Origin of the sequence: Ensifer sp. 22521 (assembly GCF_052044795.1) — a bacterium.
Classification (GTDB): domain Bacteria; phylum Pseudomonadota; class Alphaproteobacteria; order Rhizobiales; family Rhizobiaceae; genus Ensifer.
Map to the genome: position 1 here is coordinate 184,252 of NZ_JBQENM010000006.1, position 26,934 is coordinate 211,185.

At 62.8% G+C, this 26,934-nt stretch carries 20 protein-coding genes; 9 read left to right on the forward strand and 11 right to left on the reverse strand.

Features of this window, described 5'->3' with window-relative positions; genetic code table 11:
- Window positions 1–11 precede the first annotated feature (11 nt).
- Window positions 12–1,799 carry an aspartate--tRNA ligase gene (gene aspS / locus ACTJKE_RS10695; RefSeq protein WP_057252612.1) on the reverse strand — a complete coding sequence of 596 codons (1,788 nt, stop codon included), beginning with the start codon at window positions 1,797–1,799 and terminating at the stop codon, window positions 12–14.
- A 324-nt stretch (window positions 1,800–2,123) separates the two neighbouring features.
- On the opposite strand from aspS, the gene ACTJKE_RS10700 reads away from it, so the two are divergent.
- From ACTJKE_RS10700 to ACTJKE_RS10715, 4 genes are all read left to right on the forward strand, one after another.
- The gene (locus ACTJKE_RS10700) at window positions 2,124–3,365 is read left to right on the forward strand and encodes an MFS transporter (RefSeq protein WP_440635469.1); all 1,242 of its coding nucleotides are present in this window, start codon (window positions 2,124–2,126) and stop codon (window positions 3,363–3,365) included.
- A 95-nt stretch (window positions 3,366–3,460) separates the two neighbouring features.
- Window positions 3,461–4,861 carry a multicopper oxidase family protein gene (locus tag ACTJKE_RS10705; RefSeq protein WP_440691833.1) on the forward strand — a complete coding sequence of 467 codons (1,401 nt, stop codon included), beginning with the start codon at window positions 3,461–3,463 and terminating at the stop codon, window positions 4,859–4,861.
- Between the two features lie 78 nt (window positions 4,862–4,939).
- Window positions 4,940–6,091 carry a ribonuclease D gene (rnd, locus tag ACTJKE_RS10710; RefSeq protein WP_058320199.1) on the forward strand — a complete coding sequence of 384 codons (1,152 nt, stop codon included), beginning with the start codon at window positions 4,940–4,942 and terminating at the stop codon, window positions 6,089–6,091.
- Window positions 6,092–6,379: 288 nt separating this feature from the next.
- Window positions 6,380–7,429, forward strand: a complete 1,050-nt coding sequence (locus ACTJKE_RS10715; RefSeq protein ID WP_058320200.1) for an adenylate/guanylate cyclase domain-containing protein — start codon at window positions 6,380–6,382, stop codon at window positions 7,427–7,429.
- A gap of 22 nt (window positions 7,430–7,451) precedes the next feature.
- On the opposite strand, the gene ACTJKE_RS10720 is transcribed toward ACTJKE_RS10715, so the two are convergent.
- Window positions 7,452–7,859, reverse strand: coding sequence for a DUF2000 family protein (locus ACTJKE_RS10720; RefSeq protein WP_112995479.1), 408 nt, complete (start codon window positions 7,857–7,859; stop codon window positions 7,452–7,454).
- Between ACTJKE_RS10720 and ACTJKE_RS10725 the strand changes: the two genes are divergently transcribed.
- Window positions 7,858–8,754, forward strand: a complete 897-nt coding sequence (locus ACTJKE_RS10725; protein ID WP_113132292.1) for an AraC family transcriptional regulator — start codon at window positions 7,858–7,860, stop codon at window positions 8,752–8,754. The two genes, ACTJKE_RS10720 and ACTJKE_RS10725, sit on opposite strands and share 2 nt — an antisense overlap.
- 206 nt (window positions 8,755–8,960) lie before the next feature.
- Window positions 8,961–10,319 (forward strand): esterase-like activity of phytase family protein, encoded by a 1,359-nt coding sequence (locus ACTJKE_RS10730; RefSeq protein ID WP_440635516.1) that lies wholly within the window; start codon window positions 8,961–8,963, stop codon window positions 10,317–10,319.
- Window positions 10,320–10,384: 65 nt separating this feature from the next.
- Here ACTJKE_RS10730 and ppx read toward each other — a convergent pair whose 3' ends face one another.
- The 4 genes from ppx to ACTJKE_RS10750 all read right to left on the reverse strand — a co-directional run bounded on the left by ppx (window position 10,385) and on the right by ACTJKE_RS10750 (window position 16,008).
- Window positions 10,385–11,908 (reverse strand): exopolyphosphatase, encoded by a 1,524-nt coding sequence (gene ppx, locus ACTJKE_RS10735; RefSeq protein WP_440635471.1) that lies wholly within the window; start codon window positions 11,906–11,908, stop codon window positions 10,385–10,387.
- 11 nt (window positions 11,909–11,919) lie between these two features.
- Complete coding sequence (locus ACTJKE_RS10740; RefSeq protein WP_057252898.1) at window positions 11,920–14,106, reverse strand: RNA degradosome polyphosphate kinase; 2,187 nt, start codon at window positions 14,104–14,106, stop codon at window positions 11,920–11,922.
- A gap of 64 nt (window positions 14,107–14,170) precedes the next feature.
- On the reverse strand, window positions 14,171–14,860 hold the full coding sequence (hdaA, locus tag ACTJKE_RS10745; protein ID WP_093232193.1) for a DnaA regulatory inactivator HdaA: 690 nt from the start codon (window positions 14,858–14,860) through the stop codon (window positions 14,171–14,173).
- A gap of 26 nt (window positions 14,861–14,886) precedes the next feature.
- Window positions 14,887–16,008, reverse strand: a complete 1,122-nt coding sequence (locus ACTJKE_RS10750) for an AI-2E family transporter (RefSeq protein ID WP_058329395.1) — start codon at window positions 16,006–16,008, stop codon at window positions 14,887–14,889.
- A gap of 372 nt (window positions 16,009–16,380) precedes the next feature.
- Between ACTJKE_RS10750 and purM the strand changes: the two genes are divergently transcribed.
- Both purM and purN read left to right on the forward strand, forming a co-directional pair.
- Window positions 16,381–17,451: a phosphoribosylformylglycinamidine cyclo-ligase gene (purM, locus tag ACTJKE_RS10755; protein ID WP_058329396.1), complete on the forward strand. Its 1,071-nt coding sequence runs from the start codon at window positions 16,381–16,383 to the stop codon at window positions 17,449–17,451.
- Window positions 17,448–18,116, forward strand: a complete 669-nt coding sequence (gene purN, locus ACTJKE_RS10760) for a phosphoribosylglycinamide formyltransferase (protein ID WP_057252632.1) — start codon at window positions 17,448–17,450, stop codon at window positions 18,114–18,116. Before purM ends, purN begins: the two co-directional genes overlap by 4 nt.
- Window positions 18,117–18,175: 59 nt before the next feature.
- On the opposite strand, the gene ACTJKE_RS10765 is transcribed toward purN, so the two are convergent.
- The 5 genes from ACTJKE_RS10765 to ACTJKE_RS10785 form a co-directional block, all read right to left on the reverse strand.
- A complete protein-coding gene (locus ACTJKE_RS10765) occupies window positions 18,176–19,561 on the reverse strand; it encodes a virulence factor family protein (protein WP_058329397.1) in 1,386 nt (461 codons plus the stop codon).
- Window positions 19,558–22,167 carry a bifunctional lysylphosphatidylglycerol flippase/synthetase MprF gene (gene mprF / locus ACTJKE_RS10770; RefSeq protein WP_440635472.1) on the reverse strand — a complete coding sequence of 870 codons (2,610 nt, stop codon included), beginning with the start codon at window positions 22,165–22,167 and terminating at the stop codon, window positions 19,558–19,560. The genes ACTJKE_RS10765 and mprF overlap by 4 nt, the downstream gene beginning before the upstream one ends.
- A 103-nt stretch (window positions 22,168–22,270) precedes the next feature.
- The gene (locus ACTJKE_RS10775) at window positions 22,271–22,867 is read right to left on the reverse strand and encodes an NUDIX domain-containing protein (RefSeq protein WP_440635473.1); all 597 of its coding nucleotides are present in this window, start codon (window positions 22,865–22,867) and stop codon (window positions 22,271–22,273) included.
- Window positions 22,868–22,910: 43 nt separating this feature from the next.
- The gene (locus ACTJKE_RS10780) at window positions 22,911–23,804 is read right to left on the reverse strand and encodes a cation diffusion facilitator family transporter (protein ID WP_057252638.1); all 894 of its coding nucleotides are present in this window, start codon (window positions 23,802–23,804) and stop codon (window positions 22,911–22,913) included.
- Between the two features lie 32 nt (window positions 23,805–23,836).
- Window positions 23,837–25,972 (reverse strand): molybdopterin-containing oxidoreductase family protein, encoded by a 2,136-nt coding sequence (locus ACTJKE_RS10785; RefSeq protein WP_440635474.1) that lies wholly within the window; start codon window positions 25,970–25,972, stop codon window positions 23,837–23,839.
- Between the two features lie 69 nt (window positions 25,973–26,041).
- Here ACTJKE_RS10785 and ACTJKE_RS10790 point away from each other — a divergent pair, with 69 nt between their 5' ends.
- A complete protein-coding gene (locus ACTJKE_RS10790) occupies window positions 26,042–26,911 on the forward strand; it encodes a 23S rRNA (adenine(2030)-N(6))-methyltransferase RlmJ (RefSeq protein WP_058329401.1) in 870 nt (289 codons plus the stop codon).
- Window positions 26,912–26,934 lie beyond the last annotated feature (23 nt).

Sequence of the window (26,934 nt, forward strand, 5' to 3'; positions counted from 1 at the left end):
TCTCTTCGACCTCAATCCTTCTTCTGCGGGATCGGGCGAAGCGCCAGTTCACGCAGCTGGGCCGGCGTCGCCTCGGACGGCGCCCCCATCAGGAGGTCGACCGCCTGCTGGTTCATCGGGAAGATCGAAATCTCGCGCAGGTTCTTCGCGCCGACGAGCAGCATGACGACGCGGTCGATGCCGAATGCCATGCCGCCATGCGGAGGCGCGCCGTACTGGAACGCACGGTAGAGGCCGCCGAACTGCTCTTCGACTTCCTGCTGCGACTTGCCGGTCAGCTCGAAGGCCTTGACCATGACTTCCGGGAGCTGGTTACGGATCGAGCCGGAGGCGATCTCGAAGCCGTTGCAGACCATGTCGTACTGGTAGGCCTTGAGCGACAGCGGATCTTCGGTGTTCAGCGCCTCGAGGCCACCCTGCGGCATCGAGAAGGGGTTGTGGGCGAAATCGATCTTCTTTTCGTCTTCCAGCCATTCGTAGAACGGGAAGTCGACGATCCAGCAGAATTCAAAGCGGTCACGGTCGACGAGGTTCAGCTCCTCGCCGGCGCGTGTGCGGGCTTCGCCAGCAAACTTGTAGAACTTCGAAGGGTCGCCGGCGACGAAGAAGCAGGCGTCGCCGTCATCGAGGCCAAGCTGGGTGCGGATCGCATCGGTGCGTTCCTCGCCGATGTTCTTGGCAAGCGGACCGGCGCCTTCGAGCTTTTCGCCTTCCTTGCGCCAGAAGATGTAGCCGAGGCCCGGCTGGCCCTGGCTCTGGGCCCAGGCGTTCATGCGGTCGCAGAAGGCGCGCGAGCCACCGGTCTTGGCCGGGATCGCCCAGACTTCAACCTTCGGGTTCGAGGCGATCATGTTCGCGAAAACCTTGAAGCCGGAGCCGGCGAAGTGCTCGGTAACCGCCTGCATCTCGATCGGGTTGCGCAGATCCGGCTTGTCGGAGCCGTATTTGCGGATCGCCGTGTCATAGGGGATGCGCGGGAACTTTTCCGTCACCGGCTTGCCATCGGCAAACTCGACGAAGATCTCGCGGATGACCGGCTCCATCGTCGACCACACGTCTTCCTGCTCGACGAAGCTCATTTCCAGGTCGAGTTGGTAGAACTCGCCCGGCAGGCGGTCGGCGCGCGGGTCTTCGTCGCGGAAGCACGGCGCGATCTGGAAGTAACGGTCGAAGCCGGCAACCATCAAGAGCTGCTTGTACTGCTGCGGCGCCTGCGGCAGGGCATAGAAGTTGCCGGGGTGGATACGCGACGGAACCAGGAAGTCGCGTGCGCCTTCCGGTGACGATGCGGTCAGGATCGGGGTCGTGTATTCGGTAAAGCCGACTTCGCCCATGTGGCGGCGCATCGACGAGATGATCTGGGTGCGCTTGACGATGTTCTTGTGCAGCGTGTCGCGGCGCAGGTCGAGGAAGCGGTACTTGAGACGCACGTCTTCCGGATAGTCGGGCTCGCCGAAGACCGGCAGCGGCAGTTCCTTGGCGGCCGAGAGTACCTCGATCTCCTGCGCGTAGAGCTCGATTTCGCCGGTCGGCATGCCTTTGTTGACGGTGTCGTCGGTGCGAGCCTTGACGCGGCCGTCGATGCGGATGACCCACTCGCCGCGAACGGTTTCAGCCGACTTGAAGGCCGGGCTGTCCGGATCGGCGACGACCTGGGTGATGCCGTAGTGGTCGCGCAGGTCGATGAAGAGCACGCCGCCATGGTCACGGACACGGTGGACCCAGCCCGAAAGGCGAACGGTGGAGCCGACGTCCGACTTGCGGAGGGCGGCACAGGTGTGGCTGCGGTAACGATGCATCGTTTTATCCCGGAATTGCGAAAGAGCCGCGCAGGCTCGTGGGACACGGCGCGCGGCACATGGTCAAAATCGGGCGGAAAAGCGCATGATGCGCCGGCTTTGTCAAGCCGCGCGACCCGCCGCCGCCCCAGATGGAGATGCGTTCTAAACCAAGGAAACGGCCAGTCCAAGGCCGCTTGAGACAGAAGCAGGCCGAAATGCCGCGAAAAGAACGGCAATCGTCACAATTCGGGGCTGTCCGGCCACGGAATGCGGGGCTACACATTGGAAGGCCCCACAATGATCCCCCGAGTCGCGGCCGCTTTCCCGGATGTCGCCTGCCCCATGTCTCAGATTCGCCCGCTCATCCCCCTCCTCGTCACCGCAGGCATCCTCATCGGCGGCAATGGCCTGCAGGGCACCTTCATCTCGCTTCGTGCGCTGGAGGAAGGTTTCTCGACATCCCTGATCGGCGTCGTCGGGGCCGGCTACAATATCGGTTTCGCGCTCGGCTGCGTCTATGTCACCCGCATGCTGCGCGCCATCGGCCACATCCGCACCTTCTCGGCAATGGCGGCAATTGCCTCCGCCGCGGCCATTTCGATGGTGCTCGTCATCAATCCGCTGATGTGGTTTCTGATGCGGCTGCTTGCCGGAATCTGCTTCGCCTGCCTGTTTGCGACCGTCGAAAGCTGGCTGAACGCCAGCGTCACCAATGCCAACCGGGCGCGTACGCTTTCCGTCTATCGCCTCGTCGACCTCGGATCGGTGACGGCGGCGCAATATGTCATCCCCGGCATCGGCCTCGAGGGCTTCGAACTCTTCGCCATCATCTCCATGGCACTGACACTGTCGTTAGTGCCGATCTCCTTTGCCGACCGATCGAGCCCGGTAGCGCCCGAAGCGATCCGGTTCGACGTCAAGGCGCTCTGGAACATTTCGCCGCTCGCGACTGTCGGGTGCATCGTCGTCGGCCTCACCAACGCCGCCTTCCGCTCGCTCGGGCCCATCTATGCCCAGGGCATCGGCCTTTCAGTGACGGCGATCGCCACCTTCATGAGCGCCGGCATCATCGGCGGCGTCGTGCTGCAATATCCGCTCGGCCATTATTCCGACCGGATCGACCGCCGGCTGATCATCCTGATCGCCACCTTCGGCTCGCTGCTCGCCGGCCTGTTCCTGGCCTTCGGCGCCGGCAACGACGAATGGCTGAACTTTGCCGGCATCTTCCTCTTCGGCGCCTTTGCCATGCCGCTCTATTCGCTCTGTTCGGCCCATGCCAACGACCACGCCGCCGAGGGGCAGCATGCGCTGGTATCTGCCGGCATGCTGTTCTTCTGGTCGCTTGGCGCGATCATCGGCCCGCTGTTTGCGTCCTTCCTGCTCGAGATCTTCGGGCCGCAGGCGCTCTTCATCTACACGGCGGCGATCCTCTTCCTGTTCATGCTCTACACCCTGCAGCGCATGACGGCGCGCGGGCCAGTGCCCGCCGGAGAGCGTGCGATGCCGTTCCGCAACCTTTTGCGCACCTCGTCCTTCTTCAACAAGCTCGCCACCGGCAACAACCACAAGCGCAAGGATGGCTGAGCCTGCGGCAAGATGCGCGCAGTTCGGATAATTGCTGAACTCCACAATCAGGTTTAGAACCGGCAGCAACCTGAACAGCAGCCGAGATTGCCGAAATGCCCGTCATCAGCCGCCGTACTTTTCTTCAAGGCTCCGCTGCTCTGGGAGGTGCCTTTGCGCTCGGGGCGGGCATGGCGGCACGCGCCGGGGCCGCGCCGGATCCGCAGACCCTGACGGCACGTCTCACCGAGGCGCAGATCGCCAGGGATGGCGTGACGCCGAAGGTGATGACCTACGGTTTGGGCGAGGCTGAGAACAGCGGCGTGCCGCCGGTCCTGCGCATGCGCAAGGGTGAGCCTTACGCCGCGCGTCTCATCAACCGGCTCGACGAGCCGACGACGGTGCACTGGCACGGCCTTCGCATCGCCAACGCCATGGATGGCGTTCCCGAGCTGACGCAGCCCTATGTCTATCCGGGCGACCACTTCGACTATCTCTTCACGCCGCCGGACGCCGGCACCTTCTGGTACCATCCGCACTGCAACACGCTGACCCAGATGGGCAGCGGGCTCACCGGCGTGATCGTCGTCGAGAACCCCGAGGATCCGGTCTTCGATGCCGAGATCGTGCTCAACCTCCGCGACTGGCGGCTTGGCACGGGCGGCGCCTTCATCGATCCGTTCAAGCCGCGCGATGCCGCGCGCGGCGGGACCTATGGCACGGTGCGCACCGCCAACTGGCAGCAGGAACCGACTTACGACGCACGGGCCGGCGGGCTCATTCGCGTGCGCATCGCCGCGACCGACGTTACCCGCATCTACACGATCGGCCTCGATGGCGCTGAGGCGATGGTGATCGCGCTCGACGGCAACCCGGTCGACAAACCCTTTTCCCTCGATCGCTACGACTTCGGCCCAAGCCAGCGTGTCGACCTGGCGTTGCGCATGCCCGATGGCGAGGGCCAGACCGTTTCCCTCGGCAATTTCCGCGGATCGCATCCCTGGACCATCGCACGCTTCCGGGCGATCGGCGCGTCGCTGAAACGCGACCTTAGGGATGTCGCCCCCCTGCCCGCCAACCCGATCGCCGAGGCGGATCTCTCCGTCGCGACCCGTGTGCCGATCGAGCTGACGGCGACGGCCGAGCACAAGGCGGCGCCTTCGATCTGCGGCTCGCTCGGCTATACGTTCTGGGCGATCAACAAGGTGCCGTGGCCGGGCGACACGCCGGACCCGATCGCGCCGATCGAGGAGATGAAACTCGGCAAGAGCTATGTGCTGCAGATTGCCAACCGGACGCCGCATGCGCATCCGGTCCATCTGCATGGCTTGAGCTTCCGTATTCTCAACTCCAACAAACGGACCTTCCTGCCGCCACCGACCGATACGATCCTGCTTTTGCCCGACGAACAGGCGGAAGTGGCGCTAGTAGCGGACAATCCGGGCGACTGGGTCATCCATTGCCACATCATCGAGCATCAGAAGACCGGCATGACGGGTTATTTCAAGATCGTCTGAGAATTTCGATTGTGACAGATGCCGCGAAGAGCTACACGAAAATCTAAGCCGCATTTTTGCCACAGTGATTTAAATCTGATGATTGAAACAACCACAGACCTTGAGGCCGCCTGCGAGCAGCTGGCCCGTTCAAATTATATTACGATTGACACCGAATTTCTGCGTGAGACGACCTTCTGGCCGGAGCTCTGCCTGATCCAGATGGCGAGTCCGGATCTCGCCGTCATTGTCGACCCGATGGCCAAAGGCATCGACCTTTCGCCCTTCTTCGCGCTGATGGCCAATCCTGAAGTCATCAAGGTATTCCATGCCGCGCGTCAGGACATCGAGATCATCTTCCATCTCGGCAACCTCATTCCGCACCCGATCTTCGACACACAGGTCGCGGCCATGGTTTGCGGCTTCGGCGATAGCGTCTCCTATGACCAGCTCGTCAACCGCGTGACCGGCACCCAGATCGACAAGTCCTCGCGCTTTACCGACTGGAGCCGCCGGCCGCTGACCGACAAGCAGCTCGACTATGCGCTCGCCGACGTCACGCATCTGCGCGACATCTACAAGTATCTGGCTGCAGAGCTGGAACGCGAGGGGCGTTCGTTGTGGCTGACCGAGGAGATGGCGATCCTCGAGGCACGCGACACCTATGACCTGCATCCGGACGACGCCTGGCAGCGTCTCAAGATGCGCGTCAAGAAACCGATCGAACTCGCCGTCCTCAAGACCGTCGCTGCCTGGCGCGAACGCGAGGCGCGCGCCCGCAACGTACCGCGCGGCCGCATCCTGAAAGACGACGCCATCTACGAGATTGCCCAGCAGCAGCCGAAGGACGCGGAAGCCCTGGCGCGGCTTAGGACCGTTCCCAAGGGCTGGGAACGCTCCAGCGCCGGAACTGCGGTCATCGAGGCGGTCAACGAGGCGCTAGCGATCCCGAAGACCGATCTGCCGAAGCTACCGCGCCAAAACCATACGCCGGAAGGCGCCGCTGCCGCAGGCGAAATGCTCAAGGTTCTTTTGAAGCTCATCGCCGAAAAGCAGGGCGTGGCCGCGAAGATCATCGCCAACAGCGACGATCTCGACAGGATCGCCGCCGAAGGCGAGAAGGCCGATGTCGGCGCACTCAAGGGCTGGCGGCGCGAACTCTTCGGTGAAACCGCGCTGAAGCTCATCAACGGCGAAGTGGCTCTTCGTTTCGTCGACAAGAAGATCGAGACGGTGGAGCTCGGCAGCTAGATCGCGTTTGCGACAGGTGGCAAACGGTATCGGGCGGAGTCAAGTTTCCGCCCGAATCCGGCTCTAGCTGAAAGCCGGGCGGAACAGAATCACCATCGTCTCGAACGAAGGTGACTACTGCATGTTTCCTTAATCGTACCCGATTAAAGGGCAAAAACATGCAGAAATTCAAAGTGCTACAGCGACCCTTGCGCGTCTGATAAGACGCGCGCCGCTGTAGGCGTGGCAGAGCGGCAACGTTGCGTGCCGACTGACACGTATGCCGCTTCTTCCGTACCGGGGCTTCCTATGCGTTGGCGCTTCTCCACTTTCGAAGGACTTCTGCTGCTGCTCGTCATCGCGGGCGCAGGGGCAGTTTACGCATGGGTTTTCTATGGAAAGGGCGCCCTGATCGGCGCCACCTACGCGCTCTTTATGTGCCTGCCGATCATTGCCTTCGAGAGACGCATCATCTTCCGGCGCCTCAATCGGCGGATCCACGCCTTCTCGACGCCTGTCTTCTTTGTCGCCTCGCTTGCGATCTACTTCGTGCTTCTCGATGTCGGCTACGCGGCGGCCGGCCTGATCATGCAGACAAGCGGCGTTATGGACGACAACTGGATGGAGGCGATGACGCCATCCAAGACGGTCCTGCTCTTCGCATTGGGTATCTCGGGTTCGCTCGTCTTCATCCTCCGGGTTCGCGAGCTTTTGGGCCGCGATGTCTTTCTGAGCCTGCTGACGGGGCGTTACCGCAATCCGGTTCAGGAAGAGCGCGTCTTCCTGTTCGTCGACCTCGCCGGCTCGACCAGCTACGCCGAGAAACACGGCGACCTCAGGATGCAGGAATATCTCGGCCGGCTGTTCGCGACGATTGCCGACCCTGTGCTGCGCTATCGGGGGTCGATAGACGACTATGTGGGCGACGCTGCCGTCATCACCTGGCCCTTCGACCGCGCCACCAACAATGCGGCCTGCATTCATTGCGTCTTCGACATTCTGGAAATAATCGATGCGGAGGCGCACCGCTGGCAGAAGGAATTCGGCGAGGTCCCGCGCCTGCGCGCAGCCCTTCATGGCGGCACCATCGTCGCTGCCGAAATCGGCCTCGACAGGCACAAGATCACCTATTTCGGCGATACGGTGAACACCACCGCCCGGCTGGAAGGCTTTTGCAAGACACTCGGCCACCAGGTGCTGATCTCCACCGACCTCGCCCGCAAGATGCGTCTGCCGCACTATGTCCGGGTCGAGGATCTCGGCGAGCACGCGATCAAGGGCCGCGGTCAAAAGCTCGGCGTTCTGGCACTGCGTGTCGGAGGCTCGACGTCCGCCCTTGCGCCCAGTGCGGCGGAATAGTCACCGTCGGGCCGTAGCCGCTTCAGCCGTGCAGTTTTGCGCCCTTGGTAATCTTGTCGACCAGCTTCTTGTCCGCATGGATGGCGATGCCGGCGACCGCGGCATCGTCCGGTCTGGTTTCCGCGAAAACCGCGCGATTGGCATTGTCGTGGCCGGTGGCGAACATGGCGTCGACATAAATCGACGTCCGCACATCCCTTTCGATCGCACGCCGTTGAATGTTGCCAAGCGTCTTCCCATCTGCGGCGAGCACGATGATCGGCTGAACGCTCAAGGCGTTGTAGACGTTGCCGGCGCCGTCGCGATAATCTTCGCCGATGATATCGGGCTTCTGTCCGGCAATACCGGTGGCGAGGAAGGCGGTGACGTTCAGCTTTTGCCAGGTTGCCAGGTCTTCGCGCAATACGATCGCAAATTTGGTATCGAACATGACGGTCATCTCCATTTCAGCCCGACAGGGCGTGCCGGAAGACGCATTATCGGAGGGTGCTGCCGTCGATCTTGAACGATTGTGCGGGACGCGAGGTGACGGTATCCGGGTCGCTCCCGCCGTCGATGGCATCGAGCGCATAGAAGCGCGCCTGCATGGGAAATTTTTCGAACTGCACCGCCACGACACCTATGCGATCGGCGTGACGCTCGGCGGCGTCCAGACGTTCCAGTACCGCGGTGAAAGCCGTTTCAGCAGGCCCGGAAGCATCATCATCCTCCACCCGGACGAGGTCCACGATGGCGGCGCGGGAACGGAGATCGGGCTGCGCTATCGGATGATGTATCTGCAGCCGGAACGCTTGCTCGCCGCGCTCGGCGAAACGGGGCGCGCCCTGCCCTTCGTCGCAGCACCGGTGGTGGGTGACGAGGCCCTGCGGCAGGCGGTCGGAGAAGCCGTGATGGACCTCGACAATGGCATCGACGAACTGGCGCTTGACGACATCCTCGTTCGGATCGCGGAGGGCCTCTACCGGCATGCCGGCGCCAAGGACATCAAGCCGGGAAAGGCCGACAAGCACGCAGTTCTGGAGGCAACCGAATACCTTCGCGCCAATCTCGAGCGGCCCGTGGGTTCCCAGGAACTCGAGGCCGTCAGCGGGCTCGATCGCTTCACGCTGGCGAGGCAGTTCCGCAAAGTTCTCGGCACAAGCCCGCATCGCTACCTCCTGATGCGCCGGCTGGAGCGCGCCCGGCAGATGATTGCCAGGGGAGAAAGTCTTGCAGGTGCTGCGCTCGAAACCGGCTTTGCCGATCAGGCGCATTTCACCCGCCATTTCAAGCGCGCCTATGGCATAACACCAGGACGCTGGGCGAGCCTCGCCGTCGCCGGCTGAGCCTGTCACCAAAGCTTCATCGGTCTGTCAGACAAGCATCACCCCTTCGTCATCTAAGCCGCCTATCGGGTTGCGGTCTACAGCGCCGCGCGTCTTATCAGACGCGTAAAGGTCGCTGTAGCACTTCGAATTGCTGCATGTCTTTGTCCTTAAATCGAGGGCGATTTAAGGAGGCATGCAGGAGGCTCCAACCCATGGTGACTTTTATGACGAAAACGCTTCTCGCCACCGCGGCGCTCTCACTTTTGATGACGATGGCCGCCTCGGCCGAGGAAAAGTCCTTCACCGCAACGCTGAAGGGTCACGCGATCCTGCCGGCGAACACGATCATCGCCGCTCCCTCGGATGCACCCGATTACCTGAAGACCTCCGGCAAGTTCACCTCCGCGGACCGCAAGCGCGCAGAAGCGCTCGGCACCGTGCCGGGCAAGGACGGCGTTCGCCCGACCGGGCTTTCGCTGCCCTTCAACGGTCAGCCGATGCAAGGCTTTTCCGGCATCAAGGCGATGGAGGACGGTACGTTCTGGAGCCTCTCCGACAATGGCTTCGGCAACAAGCTGAACTCCACCGACGCCATGCTGATGCTGCATCACGTCAAGATGGACTGGGATGGGGGCAAGGTCGAAGCGCTGAAGACCCTCTTCCTCACCGACCCGGACAAGAAGGCACCCTTCCCGATCGTCATGGAAGGTTCTGACAAGCGCTATCTCACCGGGGCGGATTTCGACGTCGAATCGATCCAGCCGGTCGCCGACGGCTTCTGGGTTGGCGAAGAATTCGGACCCTACATCCTCAAGTTCGATCTCGACGGCAAGCTGACGGACGTGGTTGCGACGACGGTCGATGGCAAGCCGGTCCTGTCGCCCGACAATCCGACGCTGACGCTGCAGGCCGACCCGTCGAAGAAGACGCCCGCTTTCAACCTGAAGCGCTCCGGCGGCTATGAAGGCATGGCCCTTTCCAAGGATGGCAGCAAGCTCTATGGCCTGCTCGAAGGCCCCCTCTGGACGGACGGCGAAACGGTCGAGCAGGCCGATGGTCGCCCGGCGCTGCGCATCATCGAACTCGATGTCGCGAGCAAGGCCTGGACCGGTCGCAGCTGGCTCTATCCGCTGGCTGAAGGCGGCGAGGCGATCGGCGACTTCAACATGCTCGACGACAAGACCGCGCTGGTGATCGAACGCGACAACGGCGCCGGCACGGTCGACAAGGCGTGTGCCGACCCGAAGGACCCGAAGCCGGACTGCTTCGCCACCGGCTCCAAGGTCAAGCGCATCTACAAGATCGCCTTCGATGACAGCAATGTCGGCAAGGCCGTCCGCAAGATCGGGTACATCGACCTGCTCAAAATCGCCGACCCGGATAACAAGAAGCGCCAGGGCGGCGGCGAAGGCTTCTACGACATGCCCTTCGTCACCATCGAGAACGTCGACCGCGTCAATGAGACCCACATCATCGTCGGCAACGACAACAACCTGCCGTTCTCGGCCGGTCGCGCGCTCGACAAGGCCGATGACAATGAATTCGTGCTGCTCGAAGTCGGCGATTTCCTGAAGGCCGAATAATCAAAAAGGGCGCGCCAGCCCAGGTTGGCGCGCCCTTTCCGCAAGAAACAAGATTTTCCTCAGCCTCAGCTTTCGAAGTGGAAAGCGAGCCTCTTGCCGGTGAGCTTGCCGAGTTGCTGCAGGCGCCCATCCAGCCGCTCGCCGGCAAACTCCGAATAGGCGGCCGGAACGACGATCTCGAGATCCACGTCCGGCTGGGACGATTTGCGGAACGTCAGGTTCTGCGTAATCCCCGGCATCGACGCCGAGAACAGGTAGGCGACACGCAGCAGGCCGCCGAGCAGCTTCGCCAGTTCCAGCAAGCGCGGCGTGGTGATACCGGCAAGCGCGTTCGTGGCGCCGTCATCGTTCAGCCCTTCGAAGCGGTAGTAGTTGGCAAGCGCGATATAGGCGCGGCCCGCATGGGTGATACCGGAGAAGGTCGAGTGGGCGATGATGTTCAGCGCCTGCAGGCCGCGATAGTCGGGATGCGCGCGCCAGCTGATATCGGCGAGCAGGCACGCGGCCTGACGATAACGGCTTTCCTCTTCCGTCTCCTCGATACCGAAGAACGGCACCATGCGCCCCGTCCAGTCCGCCAGTTCGCGGGCGTGCTCCGGGGACCGGGCGCGCAGGATGGCGATTTCGTTCGCCGCCGTCAGCAGCGGATCCTGGGCGCGTTCCTCGTCCTTCAACAACGAGAACAGATAGCCTTCGCGCACGCCGAGTGCCGAGAACGATATCCGTTCTGGCTTCATGATCGACAGGGCTTCCTGCATGGCGATCGCCCCGAACGGCAACAGCGTGCGGCGGCTCTTCGAGATCGTCGCATAGGCCGACGGCTTGATGCTCTTCGGCTCGATCACTTCAGGCAGCAGCGCCATCGCCTCGTCGTAGGAAATCTCGTAGCCCTGCATCATGTGCAGCGGATAGTCCCGGGTCTCCATATGCAGCTTGGCGATCGAGCGCCATGTGCCGCCGACGGCGTAGAAGGTGCGGCCCGTACCGGTCCTCAGGACGGCCGAGTTCTTCATGAACTTGCGCACCCAGGTGCGCGCTTTCGTGAGCGAGCCATTGCTGTGTTCGAACAGCCGGATGCCGCCGAGCGGCAGGGTGATGCCCTTGCCGATCTTGGTGCCCGAGACGTCGACGAGCTCAAGGGAACCGCCGCCAAGGTCGCCGACGACACCATCAGGATCGTGATAGCCGCTGACGATACCCATCGCGGAATAATAGGCCTCCTCCTCGCCGGTGAGGATACGGACCTTATGGCCGAGGATCGCCTCCGCCTTCTCGATGAAGGCCGGACCGTTGCTCGCTTCGCGTGCTGCCGCCGTGGCGAGCACATACATCGATATGGCACGCGCCTGCTTCGAGAGCGCGTGGAAGCGATGCAGCGCCCTGAGCGCGCGCTCGACGCTTTCTTCGTCCATGCGTCCGGTCGCATCGATGCCCTTGCCGAGACCGCACATCACCTTTTCGTTGAACAGCATGGCCGGCGAACGGCTCAGGCCTTCATAGACGACAAGGCGGATGGAGTTCGAACCGATATCGATAACGGAAACCGGGCGGATGCCGGGCAGACGCCCCTGCGCTTCTGATTCGACCATGCAATTCCAGTTTATTTGTGCCAGCCGCTCTTCCAGCCAGCTATGAGCTTCGGTGCGCTGGACTTCAGGGCTTCACCCCGGCCGGAGAGGCTGGGATTGGTCATGAAATAATGCTGTGCGTTGAAAGGCTCGGCGTCCTTGCCGACTTCCATCCGGCGAGAGGTGCCATCAGGAAGAATTTCGTAGCTCTGCTGGTTGTCGATGAGATTGCCCAGCATGATCTGCGACAGAACCTGTTCGTGCACAGTCCGGTTGATGAGAGGCACGAGCGTCTCGACCCGCCGGTCCAGATTGCGCGGCATCATATCCGCCGAGCCGATATAGACAAGGGCATTTTCCGATGGAAGCCCATGGCCGTTGCCGAAGCAGAATATGCGGGAATGTTCGAGGAAACGGCCGACGATGGACTTGACACGGATGTTGTCGGAGAGCCCGGGGACTTGCGGCCGAAGGCAGCAGATGCCGCGCACCACGAGGTCGATCTCGACGCCGGCGCGGCTCGCCTTGTAGAGCGCGTCGATGATTTCCGGGTCGACGAGAGAATTCATCTTCATCCAGATCGCCGCCGGGCGCCCGGCCTTGGCATGTTCGATCTCTTCGTCGACGTGCTTGAGGATGCGCGGGCGCAGCGTGTGCGGCGAAACCGCGAGCTTCATGCCGGCTTCCGGCTCGCCATAGCCGGTGATGAAGTTGAAGATGTTCGCCATGTCGTGGGCGATCACCGGGTTGCAGGTGAAGAACGACAGGTCGGTATAGATCTTCGCCGTCACCGGGTGATAGTTGCCGGTGCCGAGGTGGCAGTAGGTCCTGAGCCTGCCTTCCTCACGCCGCACCACCATCGACATCTTGGCGTGAGTCTTGAGTTCGATGAAACCGAAAACGACCTGCACGCCGGCGCGCTCGAGGTCGCGCGCCCAGCGGATATTGGCCTCCTCGTCGAAACGGGCCTTGAGCTCGACCAGCGCCGTCACCGACTTGCCGGCTTCAGCCGCATCGATCAGCGCGCGCACGATCGGACTGTCGTTCGAGGTGCGGTAGAGCGTCTGCTTGATGGCGACCACTTCAGGATCGCGTGCCGCCTGCAACAGGAACTGCACGACGACGTCGAAGGATTCGTAGGGGTGGTGGACCACCATGTCCTTCTCGCGGATCGCCGCCAGGCAATCGCCGGCATGCTCGCGGACGCGCTCGGGAAAGCGCGGATTGTAGGGGTCGAAGCGCAGATCGTCGCGCGGCGCCTTGGTGATTTCAGAGAGCGTGTTGAGCGCCAGCAGGCCGGGGAGAACGGCGATGCGGTTTTCCGGAACGCCGAGTTCCTGCACGACGAACTGGCGCAGCGACGCCGGCATTTCCGAATCGGTCTCGATGCGGATCACCGAACCACGGCGACGGCGCTTCAACGCGGTTTCGAAGAAGCGCACCAGGTCTTCGGCTTCTTCCTCCACTTCGATATCGCTGTCGCGGATGATGCGGAAGGTACCGGAACCCTTGACCTCGTAACCGGGGAACAGCCGATCGATGAACTGGCTGACCATATCTTCGAGCGTAATATAGCGGATGACGTTCTTGACGTCGGGCAGCCGGATAAAGCGGTCGAGCGCGACCGGCAGGCGCAAGAGCGCGGTCATCGGCTCGCGGCCAGTCTTGCTGACGAGCTGCAGGCCCATCGAGAAGCCTAAGTTCGGAATGAACGGGAACGGGTGCGCCGGATCGATCGAGAGCGGCGTCAGCACCGGGAAGATCGACTGGTCGAACTCGTTGGCAAGCCAGCTCCTGTCCTGCGCCGACAGCGACGCCGGGCGCACGATCAGGATGTCTTCCTTGGCGAGATACTGCTGCAGGACCGCAAGCGAGGCCTGCTGCTCCATCTGCAGATTGTCGATTTCCTTGAGGATGTCTTCGAGCTGTTCGACCGGCGTCTTACCATCGGGCGAGCGCATGGAAAGGCCCTGGCGCACCTGCCCTTCCAGGCCCGCAACGCGCACCATGAAGAACTCGTCGAGGTTGGCAGCGGAGATCGACAGGAAGCGAATCCGCTCCAGCAGCGGATGTGCCGTATTCAGCGTTTCTTCGAGCACGCGACGATTGAACTGCAGCCAGGAGAATTCGCGGTTGATGAAGCGCCGCGGGCTGGTCAGCAGATCGATGTCCTCCACTGCCGCCTGGTTTTCGTTCACCGCCGATACCGCGTTATCCATGCTCATTCGATCCCATTGCTCCGGTTGCACCGGCTATCTCAGTTTGACGACGGTTCTGTGACAGTCAATCGGACCGCCGCCGATTCCCCAGTTCTTCGAGAACTTCGGAAGCAAGTGCCCGGCTGAGCTTCGTTCCGCGGGAAAGTGCCAGATGGTCGATGCGCTCGACGATCGTCTGCGCCGCCTCCAGCGACCGCTCCATGCGCTGAACGATATAGCCCACGAGCCGCTCGTCGACGAAGAGCTGGCGGTCGGCGAAAAGCTTGATCAGCACCTGCGTCAGCAACTCGTCATCCGGCTCGCCGATCTCGACGATGGTCGCCGCCTTCAGGCGCGAGCGCAGATCCGGCAGCGTCACCGGCCAGGACATCGGCCATAGCCGCGTCGTCATCAGGAGACCGGTGCCATGCTGGCGCACGTTGTTGATGACGTGGAAAAGCGTCGTGTCGTCAAAGCCACTGCGGTCGGCGTCCTCGAAGAGGACAGGCTTCTCCGCCGCAATCAGCGCGGCATCCGAGCCGGCGAGCGGATGGATCGTTTCGGCCCCTGCCCGCTCTTTCCAGATGCTGGCGAGATGCGATTTGCCGGAGCCGACGGGCCCGGCGATGATGACGACCGGCGACGGCCAGTCCGGCCAGTGGTCGACGATGGCGATCGCAGCGCTCAGCCTGTCGGAGACGAGCAGGTCCTCACGGCCCGTCGCCGGGTCGTGGCCGAAGGCCAGGGGTATTTGTTCGAATGGGCGTTTTGTCATGCTGTACTCGGGACAATCGTCGGAAATCAGGCGGCCTTGTCGCTCTTCGCCTTCTTTTCCACGGCCTTGCCGTGCCCGTGATAGAGGTCGCTATCAAGGTACCGCTGGATGCCGAAGCGGACAAGCACGCCGATGGCGGCTGCTGCCGGCACCGCCACCAGCAGACCGACGAAGCCGAAGAGCGCGCCGAAGGCAAGGAGCGCAAACATCAGCCAGACCGGATGCAGGCCGACGCTTTTACCCACCAGCTTCGGCTGGAGGATGTTGCCCTCCATGAACTGACCGCTGAAGAAAACTGCAAGCACGAGGCCGATCCAAAGATAGTCCGGCCAGAACTGCACCAGGGCAACGCCAACAGCGAGCACCAGGCCGACCATGGATCCGACATAGGGAATGAAGCTGATCATGCCGGCGAAGAGGCCGATCAGCAGGCCGAAATTGAGACCGACCAGCGACAGGCCGATACCGTAATAGAGGCCAAGGATGACGCAGAGCGAGCCCTGCCCGCGCACGAAGCCGGCGATCGTCGTGTTCATGTCGCGGGCGATCTGGCGCACATCCGAGACGTAGTCGCGCGGAACCCAGCTGTCGACCTTCTCCACCATCCGGTCCCAGTCGAGCAGAATATAGAAGGCGACGACAGGGGTAACGACCAGCAGCGAGATGACATCGAGCAGCGCCACGCCGGAGTTCCAGATCTGCTGGAAGAGCGTGCCGACGAAAGCGGCTCCCTGTTCCAGCAGCTTGCCGGAGCTCTGCTTGAGCGACGGCATCTGGCTCGCCAGCCAATCGGGGATCAGTCGCGTCTGCGCTTCGTTGACGAGCAACTGCAGCTTGGCGGCGTAGCCCGGGATGTTCGCGATGAAATCCGAAGCCTGGCTGACGACCACGGGAATGATGACCATGAGCGCCAGCACGAAGACCACGACGAAGCCGATCAGGATGACGACCGTCGCCATCAACCGGCTGAGGCCAAGCCGCTCGAGACGGTCGGCGACCGGATCGAGGAAATAGGCAAGCGCCATGCCGGCAAGGAACGGCAGCAGGATAGAGCTGAAAACCATGAGGAAGGCAATGAAGGCGGCAAGCACCAGCAGCCAGAAAATGACCTGGCGCTGCAATCCGGAACCGCTGACCTTGATATCCATGACACTCCCTTTAGATCGCGATGATTTTAGGTCGGATCGACCTGAAATCATAACAGTGGTCGCTTGTCACAAGCGGGAGCGGGGTGCGGGCGGAAAACCGCGCACACTTTTCCACATCCCGCGCTGGCGCGCCGCATGCGCCGATCGCGTATCACAACCCTGCAAGGAGATAGGGGGCGGCGCGGGCGCCGGTCAAGTCCAACCGGGCAAGGCCGCACGGTTTGGAGCCATGCTGCTTCGCTTCTACCGTGGGATATGGGCAAAATGTTGAAAAAACGCCGCCAATCCGTGCTCTCGGCTTGCACTCCCTTGCCTGCCGTGCCAATCGCATCCGCAAAATATCTGTCGCACGACGAGCCTTGGAGAACGAGCATGAGCCAGTCGGGAAAGAACGGCCTCACCTATAGCGATGCGGGCGTGGATATCGACGCCGGCAACCTGATGGTCGAGAAGATCAAGCCGCATGTGCGCTCGACGAGGCGTCCGGGTGCCGACGGTGAGATCGGCGGCTTCGGCGGTCTGTTCGACCTGAAGGCGGCAGGCTTCACCGACCCGGTTCTGGTTGCCGCCAATGACGGCGTCGGCACCAAGCTGAAGATCGCCATCGACGCCAACAAGCACGACACCGTCGGCATCGACCTTGTCGCCATGTGCGTCAACGACCTCGTGGTCCAGGGCGCCGAGCCGCTGTTCTTCCTCGACTATTTCGCGACCGGCAAGCTCGATCCGGATCAGGGTGCGGCGATCGTCGCCGGCATTGCCAGCGGCTGCCGCGAAGCGGGCTGCGCGCTGATCGGCGGCGAGACCGCCGAGATGCCGGGCATGTATTCGGGTGGCGATTATGATCTCGCAGGCTTTGCCGTCGGCGCTGCCGAACGCGGCCAACTCCTTCCCGCCGGCGACATCGGCGAAGGCGACGTCATCCTCGGCCTCGCATCGTCGGGCGTTCACTCCAACGGCTACTCGCTGGTGCGCAAGATCGTCGCGCTCTCGGGCCTTGCCTGGGACGCACCCGCGCCGTTCGGCGAAGGCACGCTTGCCGATCTCCTGATGACGCCGACGCGCATCTATGTGAAGCCGCTCTTGAAGGCGATCCGCGAGACCGGCGCGATCAAGGCGCTCGCCCATATCACCGGCGGCGGCTTCCCCGAGAACATTCCGCGCGTGCTGCCGAAGCACCTCGCCGCCGAGATCGACCTCGATGCGATCAAGGCGCCGAAGGTGTTCTCCTGGCTTGCACAGACCGGCGGCGTTGCTGCCAACGAGATGCTGCGCACCTTCAACTGCGGCGTCGGCATGATCGTCGTCGTCCCGGCGGACAAGGCTGCGGAGATCGCCTCTGTGCTGACCGACGAAGGTGAAACCGTCTTCACGCTCGGCCGGATGGTCGCGCGCGACGAAGGTGCTGCCGGCACGATCTACAAGGGCACCCTCGCCCTATGACGACTGAGGTCTCGACGGGCAAGAAGCGGGTCGTCGTCTTCATTTCGGGTGGCGGCTCCAACATGCTGGCGCTGGCGAAAGCCGCGGCCGAGCCAGGTTTTCCCGCCGAGATCGTTGCGGTCATCGCCGACAAGGCGGATGCCGGCGGCCTCGTCAAGGCGGCAGCACTCGGTATTGCCACACGCAGTTTCCTGCGCAAGGATTTCGACAGCAAGGACGCCCACGAGGCGGCAATCCTTGCCGAGCTCGATCGCCTATCGCCGGATATCATCTGCCTGGCCGGCTATATGCGGCTGCTTTCGGCAACCTTCATCCAGCGCCATCAAGGGCGGATCCTCAACATCCACCCCTCGCTGCTGCCGCTCTTCCCCGGCTTGCACACCCATCAGCGGGCGATCGACGCCGGCATGAAGGTCGCCGGCTGCACGGTGCACTTCGTGACCGAAGGCATGGACGAAGGCCCGATCCTCGCGCAGGCAGTGGTGCCGGTTCTCCCCGGCGATACATCCGAAAGCCTTGCAGCGCGGGTGCTGACCGTCGAGCACCGCACCTATCCGATGGCGCTCCGGCTGATGGCCGAGGGCAAGGTGCGCATGGAAGATGGTCGCGCGGTGAGCCATAGCGCTGCCGAAGCAACCGCCACGCTGATCTCGCCTGCCGCCTGATTAGAGCACCCCGCTTTCAGTGAAATTACTGGAAGCGGAAGATGCGCTGGATCAATTCATCACTTCGCCGACGCCAGCCTGCGATCGAGCGCATCGAGCACACGCCGCGTCAATGCCGGATAGTCCTCGTCGAAGTGATGGCCACCGTCGATGCCGATGACGTCGACGCCCGTTCCCTTCAATTCAGGGCAGGCATCATCCTCTTCGTCGGTGCCGTAGATGCATTGCACCAGCGCCGGATCGATGCGCTTGATGTCGTCGAGCGGATCGCCGCCCTTGCCATCGCCTTCCGCACCCAGCCAGCCGAGCACCGACACCTTGTAGTCGACCAAGTGCGACAGCGCCATCAGCGTCACCTGGCGGACATGCGCCTTTTCGCCTGATGGCAGCAGGTTGAAGGTTCGCGGCAGAACGTCGGCACCGAAGGAATAGCCGATCAGCAGTACGTTGCGCACGTTCCAGTGCTTGCGGTAGTAGCTCATCACTTTGGCAAGGTCGTCCGCCGTCGCCTGGGGATCGCGTTCCGACCAGAAATAATGCAGGGAATCGAAGCCGACGACCGGCACCCCCTGCTGCTGGAGGACGTCGCCGACTTCCTTGTCGATGTCACGCCAGCCGCCGTCACCCGAATAGATCACCGCCATCGTATCGCGCGTCGGCTTGGCGTCGAGAATGGTCAGCGGCAGGCCGAACGGGTTGCCGGCGTCGCTTTCGCTGTCGATGATATCCGAGAGATGGTCGGACAATGCCGTGAAGGCATCATCGTCACTGTCTTCCTGATCGACATCCGGATGCTTTGCGATAAGCGCGGCCACATGCGAGCGCCCATCCGCGGAGGCTGCCGGCGAGAAGACGACGGAGACCGGGTCCGGCAAGGCACCATCGGTCAAGCCATAGACCATGCGGTCGCCTTTCTTCACCTTATCGGCCGGAGTGCAGAGCTGTTTCCTGAGCGCGATGCCCTCCTCCGGATCGACCGCCAGCGTCTGGCCGATCGTGGCTGGCGGCGTCTGGGCGGCAATCGCGAGCGCCATGGCGCCACCGGCGCCGACACCGGCAACGATCGGCAGTTGGTAGGCATCGCTGCCGATGGCGCGCTGTACCTGCTGGCTGAGCGATTCGATATCGGAGACCATGTAGATGCAGTCGCCGTCATCCTTGGCGAGCGACGCGAGATAAGCCTTGAGATCGACACCGATGACGATGGTCTTGTCACCGGTGAGCGTATCAGCGACCGCCTGCTCCTTGTCCGTCCAGCCTGAAGCATCCGAAAGCAGCACGACCAGTGCGGTCGCCTTTTCCTTGGGCAACATGATGCGCGGCGACGGGATCATCCCGGTATCGTAGCTCTTCGGCGCGTCTTCCGCGGCAGCAGGAAGAATGGAAACCGAAAGCAGCAACGCCGCCGAGGTGAGGCATTTCCAGGCGTTCGCGACACGGATCATTTCTTCACCACTCCCTTGAGACCGCCGCCGATCAGGAATGTCGCATCCATCAAGGCGAGGATCGGATTGATGCCGCCACTGGCGACAAGATAGCGCGGTTGCCACTGCGGATGAAACTTCGACTTGAAGGCGCGCAGGCCCTTGAAGTTGTAGAAGCGCTCGCCGTGTTCGAAGAAGGTACGGCCGGCCCGATCCCATACCGGCGCGATCTGGCGCGTCGACATGCCGGACAGGGGTGCCATGCCGAGATTGAAGGCGCGGAACCCCTCCCCCTTCAGATATTCCATTACCTGGGCGAAGAGGAAATCCATGGCTCCCTTCGGCGCGTCCGGCGAGAAGCGCATCAGATCGACGGTGCCCTCCTCCTTCGTCCCGGTCACGAGGATATTGGCGAAAGCGACAATGCGTCCGTTACATGTGAGGATCGCAACCGGCTGCTCCGTCAGATAGTCCGGATCGAAGGCGCCGAGCGAGAAGCCCTTTTCCTTGGCGTTGTGATGGGCGAGCCAGGCATCGGAAACAGCCGTCAGGTCGGCCATGATTTCAGGAACGTCCGCCGGCGGCACGACCTGGAACTCCAGCCCGTCGCGCTGGGCGCGGCTGACCTGCTGGCGCAAGTTTGCCCACTTGCCGCCCTTCATCTCGAAACGGGCGAGATCGACGCGCGCCAGTTCACCGAGCCGGAAGGCGCGCAGCCCCGCATCGGCATAGTAGGCAAGCCCTTCGGCCGACACCTGGTAGAAAACCGCACGACAGCCGGCGGCTCGCGCCTTCTCGATGAAATGCCAGATCAGTTCCGGCCAGGCGTCGATTGGTCCGACCGGATCGAAGAGCGCAATCCAGGAACGGGCCCGCTGCCCGTACATGATGAAGGCCCGCCGGTCGGCCGAGAACAGGATGCTCTTGTCGCCCATGCGCACCAGATTGGCGTCGGACATGTTTTGCGCCTCGACGATCGCCAAGGCGCGCTCCATCGCATCGTCGGACGCGGGCTCCGCCGCCCCGGTTGCCGGGCGCATCAGGCTCCAGATCGCAAGCATGCTGGCACCGATGGTGACGCCAAGGAGCGCCCGCAGCCCACGCGGCGCCTCGGCCGAAAATTCGAACTGCCACCAGAGCTCGTGGCTGTATTCGACATCGCGGTAGACGAAGAGCAGGACGACCAGTCCGCCGAGGCAGATGACCCCAAGCGCCGTCAGCCACGGTATGGTGAGCGCCTGGCCAAAGAGGGATGCCGGACGGACGAACAGGCGACGGCTGACGAGCAGCCCCAGGAGAAAGAAGGCGAGCATGCCCGCTTCCACCACCGCGATCGCCTTGATCAGCGACAGCAGGAGTGCGGCGATCGCAATCACGATCGACGCCCACCAGGCACCATCCAGGCGCAGCGCCAGGCCGCGGGAGACGACGACGAGCGCAAGGCCGAGCAGGCTTGCGAGGAAATGGGCGCCCTCGACGATCGGCAGGGGCAGCAGGCTTTCAAGAAAGGCCAGATTTTCGTCGGGTGTCGGCGTCACGCTCGAAAGCACCAGCATGATCGCGAGCACGACGCCGAGCGTCGCCAGCAGCAGCGGCGTCATGCGGCCGCCAACGCGCCGCACACTTGAGGCGACCGGATGGCCGGAGAGCTGGCGGAGCTCGATGCCGATAACGACGGCGATCGCAATCACCAGCGGCAGCACGTGATAGATCACGCGATAGAGAACCAGCGCGCCGAGAATGGTGTCGACATCGGTGTTGTGGCCGAGCGTCGCGATGATGATCGTCTCGAAGACGCCGAGGCCGGCTGGAACGTGACTGAGAACACCGACGCCGACGGCGAGCGAGTAGACGGCGAGGAAAGCCGGCCAGCCGATGGTGCCGGCCGGCAGGAGCACATAGAGGACGGTTGCCGAAGCGGCGAGATCGAGCGCGGTCACCAGGAACTGGCGCGAGACCGTGCGCGAATCCGGCAGCCGCAATGTCAGGCGTCCGAGGCTGACCTCGCGGCCGTCGCGCGCAAGGAAGAACACGGTGAACAACCCGCCGAGGATGACGACGGCGATCAGGCGCAGCAAAAGCGGATCGAGCCCGGTCATCGGCGCCACATATTCGCCGACCGCCAGCAGGCTGAGGCAGGTCACCGTCAGAAGGCCGAGCCCAAAGGCAAGCGTCACGAAGGCAATGATCCGGGCAATATTTTCCGGCTCGATGCCGAGGCGGGAATAGGACCGGTAGCGGATCGCGCCACCGCTCAAGGCGCCGAAGCCGGCGGTGTTGCCGACCGCATAGGCGCAAGCGGCCGTCAGCGCCACATCGGCATAGGGCAATTTGCGCCGGACATAATCGAGCGCGCCGACGTCATAGAAGGTCAGCGCCAGAAAGCTCAGCGCCGTGAAGAACACCGCCGCCGCAAGCGACGCCCAGGGCGTATCTGCCAGGGCTTGGACGACTTCATCGTACTGAACTTCGGATGTCAGGTGAAAGATCGCAAAGCCGAAGAGAGCGATCACAAATAGCGTACCAGCGGCCGAAAGATAACGACGGTTGCGGCGCAGGAAGGAAATCCAGCCCCCCTCCGCCTGCTGCTCGTCGTCGGTTGCGCTTTCCGAAAGGGAGGATGTCATGGGGCGCCCATGTCAATGATGAGAACATCAGCGCTTTAGCTTACCCGATACCGATCAAAAAGTGAAATATCCGTAATAAATTATCTTCTTATAAAACAATGATTTAGCTGGCGAGCTCGCTGCGGTTGAGCTTTGCCCATTGCAATAGCATGATCGTCTTGGCATCGCAGATCTCGCCGGTTGCGATCATGGCGAAGGCCCGATCAAGCGGTATTTCGAGAACTTCGATGTCCTCCCCCTCATGCGCAAGCCCACCGCCATCCCCACGCTTTTCCGTGACGTCGATGCGGCCGACGAAAAAGCTCGTGCGTTCGGTGAGCGCGCCCGGGCTCATATAGGCATCAAAAAGATGGGTGGCGCCTTCGACATGGTAGCCGGTTTCTTCCAATGCCTCGCGGGCGATCGCAACTTCCGGGGTATCGTCGTCCAACAACCCGGCCACCGCTTCGATCATATAGGCCTGGTCCCCCTGCAAGAGCACGGGAACGCGCAGCTGCCGCACAAGCACTACGCTTTGCCGCTTGGCGTCGACGAGCAGGATGGTCGCCGCACTGCCATGATCGTGAACCTCGCGCTTCAAGGTCGCGGTCATGCCGTTCGACATGTCCTGTTCGAGCGTCACTTCCTCAAGATGGATGAACCCGTCCCAAAGCGTGCGGCGACCGATGATCCTGACGCGCGGATCGTGATGTGTGCTCATGCGAAATCCTTCTTTGGCGGGGGCAATCCGGCCGTTCCTGCCTTTAGTGAACATGTTCCAACGCCGCGCGGTCTTCCCGCTCCATCTGCAACGTCGTGTGGTGAAGGTCAAAGTCTTCGCGCAAGCGCGCCTCGATCGCCCGGCGCACGGTCTCGCCGTCAGCGCCATCCGTGAGCACCGCATGCGCCGTCAGCGACGGCTGGCTCTGGGTAATCGCCCATAGGTGAAGGTCATGCACCGACAAGACGCCCGGAACCGCGGCGATCGTCGCGTGGACATCGGCGAGCCGTATGCCCGGCGGCACGCCTTCGAGCAGGATGTTGATGCACTCCTTCAGCAGCACCCAGGTGCGCGGGAAGACCATGAAGCCGATACCGACGGCGAGCAGGGAGTCCACCCATTGCCAGCCGGTGAACCAGATGACCGCGGCACCGACGATGACGGCGAGCGAGCCGAGCATGTCCGACCAGACCTCGAGATAGGCACCCTTGACGTTGAGGCTCTCGTCCTTGTGGCTCGTCAGGAGGCGCATCGAGGCGAGATTGACGAGCAGGCCGATGACGGCGATCACCAGCATCCCGCCCGACTGGATTTCCTGCGGCTCCGACAGCCGCTTCCAGGCTTCGTAGAGAATGTAGAAGGCAACGGCGAGCAAGAGCAGCGCGTTGAAGGCGGCCGCGAGGATTTCGAAACGCGCATAACCGTAGGTGCGCAGCAGATCGGATGGGCGGCGGCCCACATGGATGGCCACGAGCGCGATCGCAAGGGCCGCGGTGTCGGTCAACATGTGCATGGCGTCGGAAATCAGCGCCAGGCTGCCGGTCAGTACACCGCCGACGACCTCCGCCAGCATGAAGCCGCCGGTCAGGCCGAGCGAAGCCCAGAGCCTCGAAACCGGCGTGCTACTGACATCTGCATGGTGGTGGTCGCCGCTCATGGAGGGTTCCGTCTGCCGTTGAACAACCTGATTTAGCGCGCCAACCTGACCCAGACCCTATTGTCGTGGAAGGCAGCACCGCCATAGGGCGCCACCGCATCGGCACCGGTCAGCACGTTGATCCCTTCCCCGTCGAGATGGGCGCCGTTCGGCCAGAGCCCCTCGGCGATCACAACGCCGCGACGCGTTCCCCCGCCGATCTTCGCATGCAGGCGGATCTCACCACGCTGATTGCCGAGCTGAACGATATCGCCATCGGCGATGCCGAGTGCCTCGGCGTCTTCCGCATGGAGCATCACTTCCGGGCGCACTTCCTTCTGGATGGAGGACGGCGTCTCGGCAAAGGTCGAGTTGAGGAAGGAGCGGGCCGGCGAGGTCGCGAGGCGGAAGGGATGCTCGGCATCAGCGACCTCAATCAGGTCGACATGATCAGGAAACTCCGGCAGCGCTGCATGCGGCCCTTGAATGCCCATGGACTTCGGCGGCCGGTTCGCCGCCGGCGTTCCCGTCCAGTCCGGCTTGAAGCGGAACTTGCCGTCCGGATGACCGAAGCCTTTGAGGTAGTGCGCGTCTTCGAATGCCGGCTGGCAGTCCAGCCACTTCTCTTGTCTCATCTCCTCGTAGCCGATGCCGTAATTGGCGAGCAGCCGGTCGATATGCTGGCGCTCCGTCAGGCCGAAGCCGCCATGGTCGGCAACGCCCAAGCGCTTGGCCAGTTCCTCGATGACGAAGAGGTTGGTGCGCACGGTCGACGGCGGCTCCACCACCTTCGGACCGATCAGGATGTGCTGATGGCCGCCACCGCGATAAAGGTCGTCATGTTCGAGGAACATGGTGGCCGGCAGCACGATATCGGCAACGGCGGCCGTATCGGTCATGAACTGCTCGTGCACGGCAACGAAGAGATCATCGCGCAGGAAGCCGCGCTTCACCAGCCGCTGCTCCGGCGCGACGTTCACCGGATTGGTGTTCTGGATCAGCATCGCCGTCACCGGACCTCGGTGGCGCAGCGCCTCGGCATCGCCGGTCAGCACGCGACCGATCTGCGACTGGTCGAGCATGCGGACATCCGGATCGTGGAAGGCCGAGCCGATCAGTTCGCGCTTGTCGAGCTTGAAGATATCGTTGTTGGAGTGGAAGGCACCGCCGCCTTCATTCTTCCAGGAGCCAAGAACGGTGGCGACGGAGGCGGCCGCATGGATGGCGACCGAGCCGTTGCGCTGGCGGGTAAAGCCGTAGCCGAGGCGGAAATAGGTTCTGGGCGTCGTGCCGACAAGCTTGGCGAAGGCTTCGATTTCATCGACCGAAAGACCAGTGATGGCGGAAGCCCATTCCGGTCCGCGCGACTTGAGATGTGCTTCGAGCCCGGCGGGGTCGTCGGCGAATTCCGTCATATAGGCCCGGTCGGCATAGCCGTCGCGAAAGGCGATGTGCATAACGGCGCAGGCGAGCGCTGCGTCGGTGCCGGGCTTCAAGACGAGACCCATATCTGCCTGTTTGACCGTCGGGTTGTCGTAGATGTCGATGACGACGATCTTTGCGCCGCGATCCTTGCGCGCCTTCACCGCGTGCGTCATCACGTTGACCTGGGTCGCGACAGCGTTCGTCCCCCAGATCACCACGCAATCGGCCTTGGCCATCTCGCGCGGATCGGGTCCGCGCAAGGCGCCGGTCGCCATGGCGAAGCCGGTCCAGGCCATGTTGGTGCAGATCGAGCCGAAGAAGCCGGAGTAACGCTTGGCGTGGCGCAGGCGCTCGATGGAATCGCGCTGCACTTGCCCCATGGTTCCGGCATAGAAGTAGGGCCAGATCGCCTCCGCACCGTGTTTCTGCTCGGCGCGGATGAACTGGTCGGCGATCTCGTCGAGCGCCGCCTCCCAGCTGACGTCCTGCCAGTTCCCCTCACCCTTGTCGCCCTTGCGCCGCTGCGGCACCATGAGGCGGCCGGGATGGTAGATGCGCTCGGAATAGCGCGCCACCTTGGCGCAGATCACACCGGCGGTGTAGGTGTTGGCGGAAGCGCCACGCACGCGGCCGATCCGCCCTTCGGCAGTCAGATCCACCTCCAGCGCGCAAGCGGAGGGACAGTCGTGCGGACAGACCGAATGGCCGATCGATTTTTCTGCTTTGATGGGGGTCGCAACGTTCATGGCTTTTCTATATGGCATCGACAAACGGGCTCAAAGAGCCAATCGTTCACCCATCGCAACAATTGATCTCAGCCATCGGCGGCGCTCATGAACTATCGGCACATCTACCACGCGGGCAATTTTGCCGACGTCCTGAAGCACGCGGTGCTGGCACGCCTCGTCACCTATCTCCAGCAGAAGGAGAAGGCGTTTCGCGTGCTCGATACCCATGCCGGCATCGGGCTTTACGACCTCTCCGGCGAAGAGGCGCAGAAGACCGGGGAATGGCGCGACGGCATCGGCCGGCTTCTCGAGGACGATCTGCCTGTCGAAATCGCTGCGATCCTCGCCCCGTATCTCGAAACCATCCGTACGCTCAATCCCGGCAGCGAGCTGAAGCTTTATCCCGGCTCGCCGAAGCTTACGCGCATGCTCTTCCGTCCGCAGGACCGGCTGTCTGCCATGGAGTTGCACCCGGACGACTATGAAACCCTGCATCGGCTTTTCGACGGCGACTTCCAGAGCCGGATCACCGAACTGGACGGCTGGCTGGCGCTCGGCGCCCATCTGCCGCCGAAAGAGAAGCGCGGGCTGATCCTCGTCGATCCGCCCTTTGAAAAGGAAGGCGAATACGAACGCCTCGCCGATGGCCTGGCGCGCGCCTACCGGCGCTTTGCCGGCGGCATCTATTGCCTCTGGTATCCAGTGAAGCAGGGCGCGCCCATCAAGGCTTTCCACGAAGCACTGAAGGCGCTCGAAATTCCGAAGATGCTCTGCGCCGAACTGTCGGTCCGGAGCGACCGCGAAACCACGGGCCTTTCGGGCTCCGGTCTCATCATCGTCAATCCGCCCTTCACGCTGAAGGGCGAACTCGATCTGCTGCTGCCGTTCCTGAAAGCACGGTTGGCGCAGGATCGCTTCGCCTCCGCCCGCTGCTTCTGGCTGCGCGGTGAAGAACAGGCAACCCGAGGGGCTTGACGGACGGGGGCGACACACCGCAA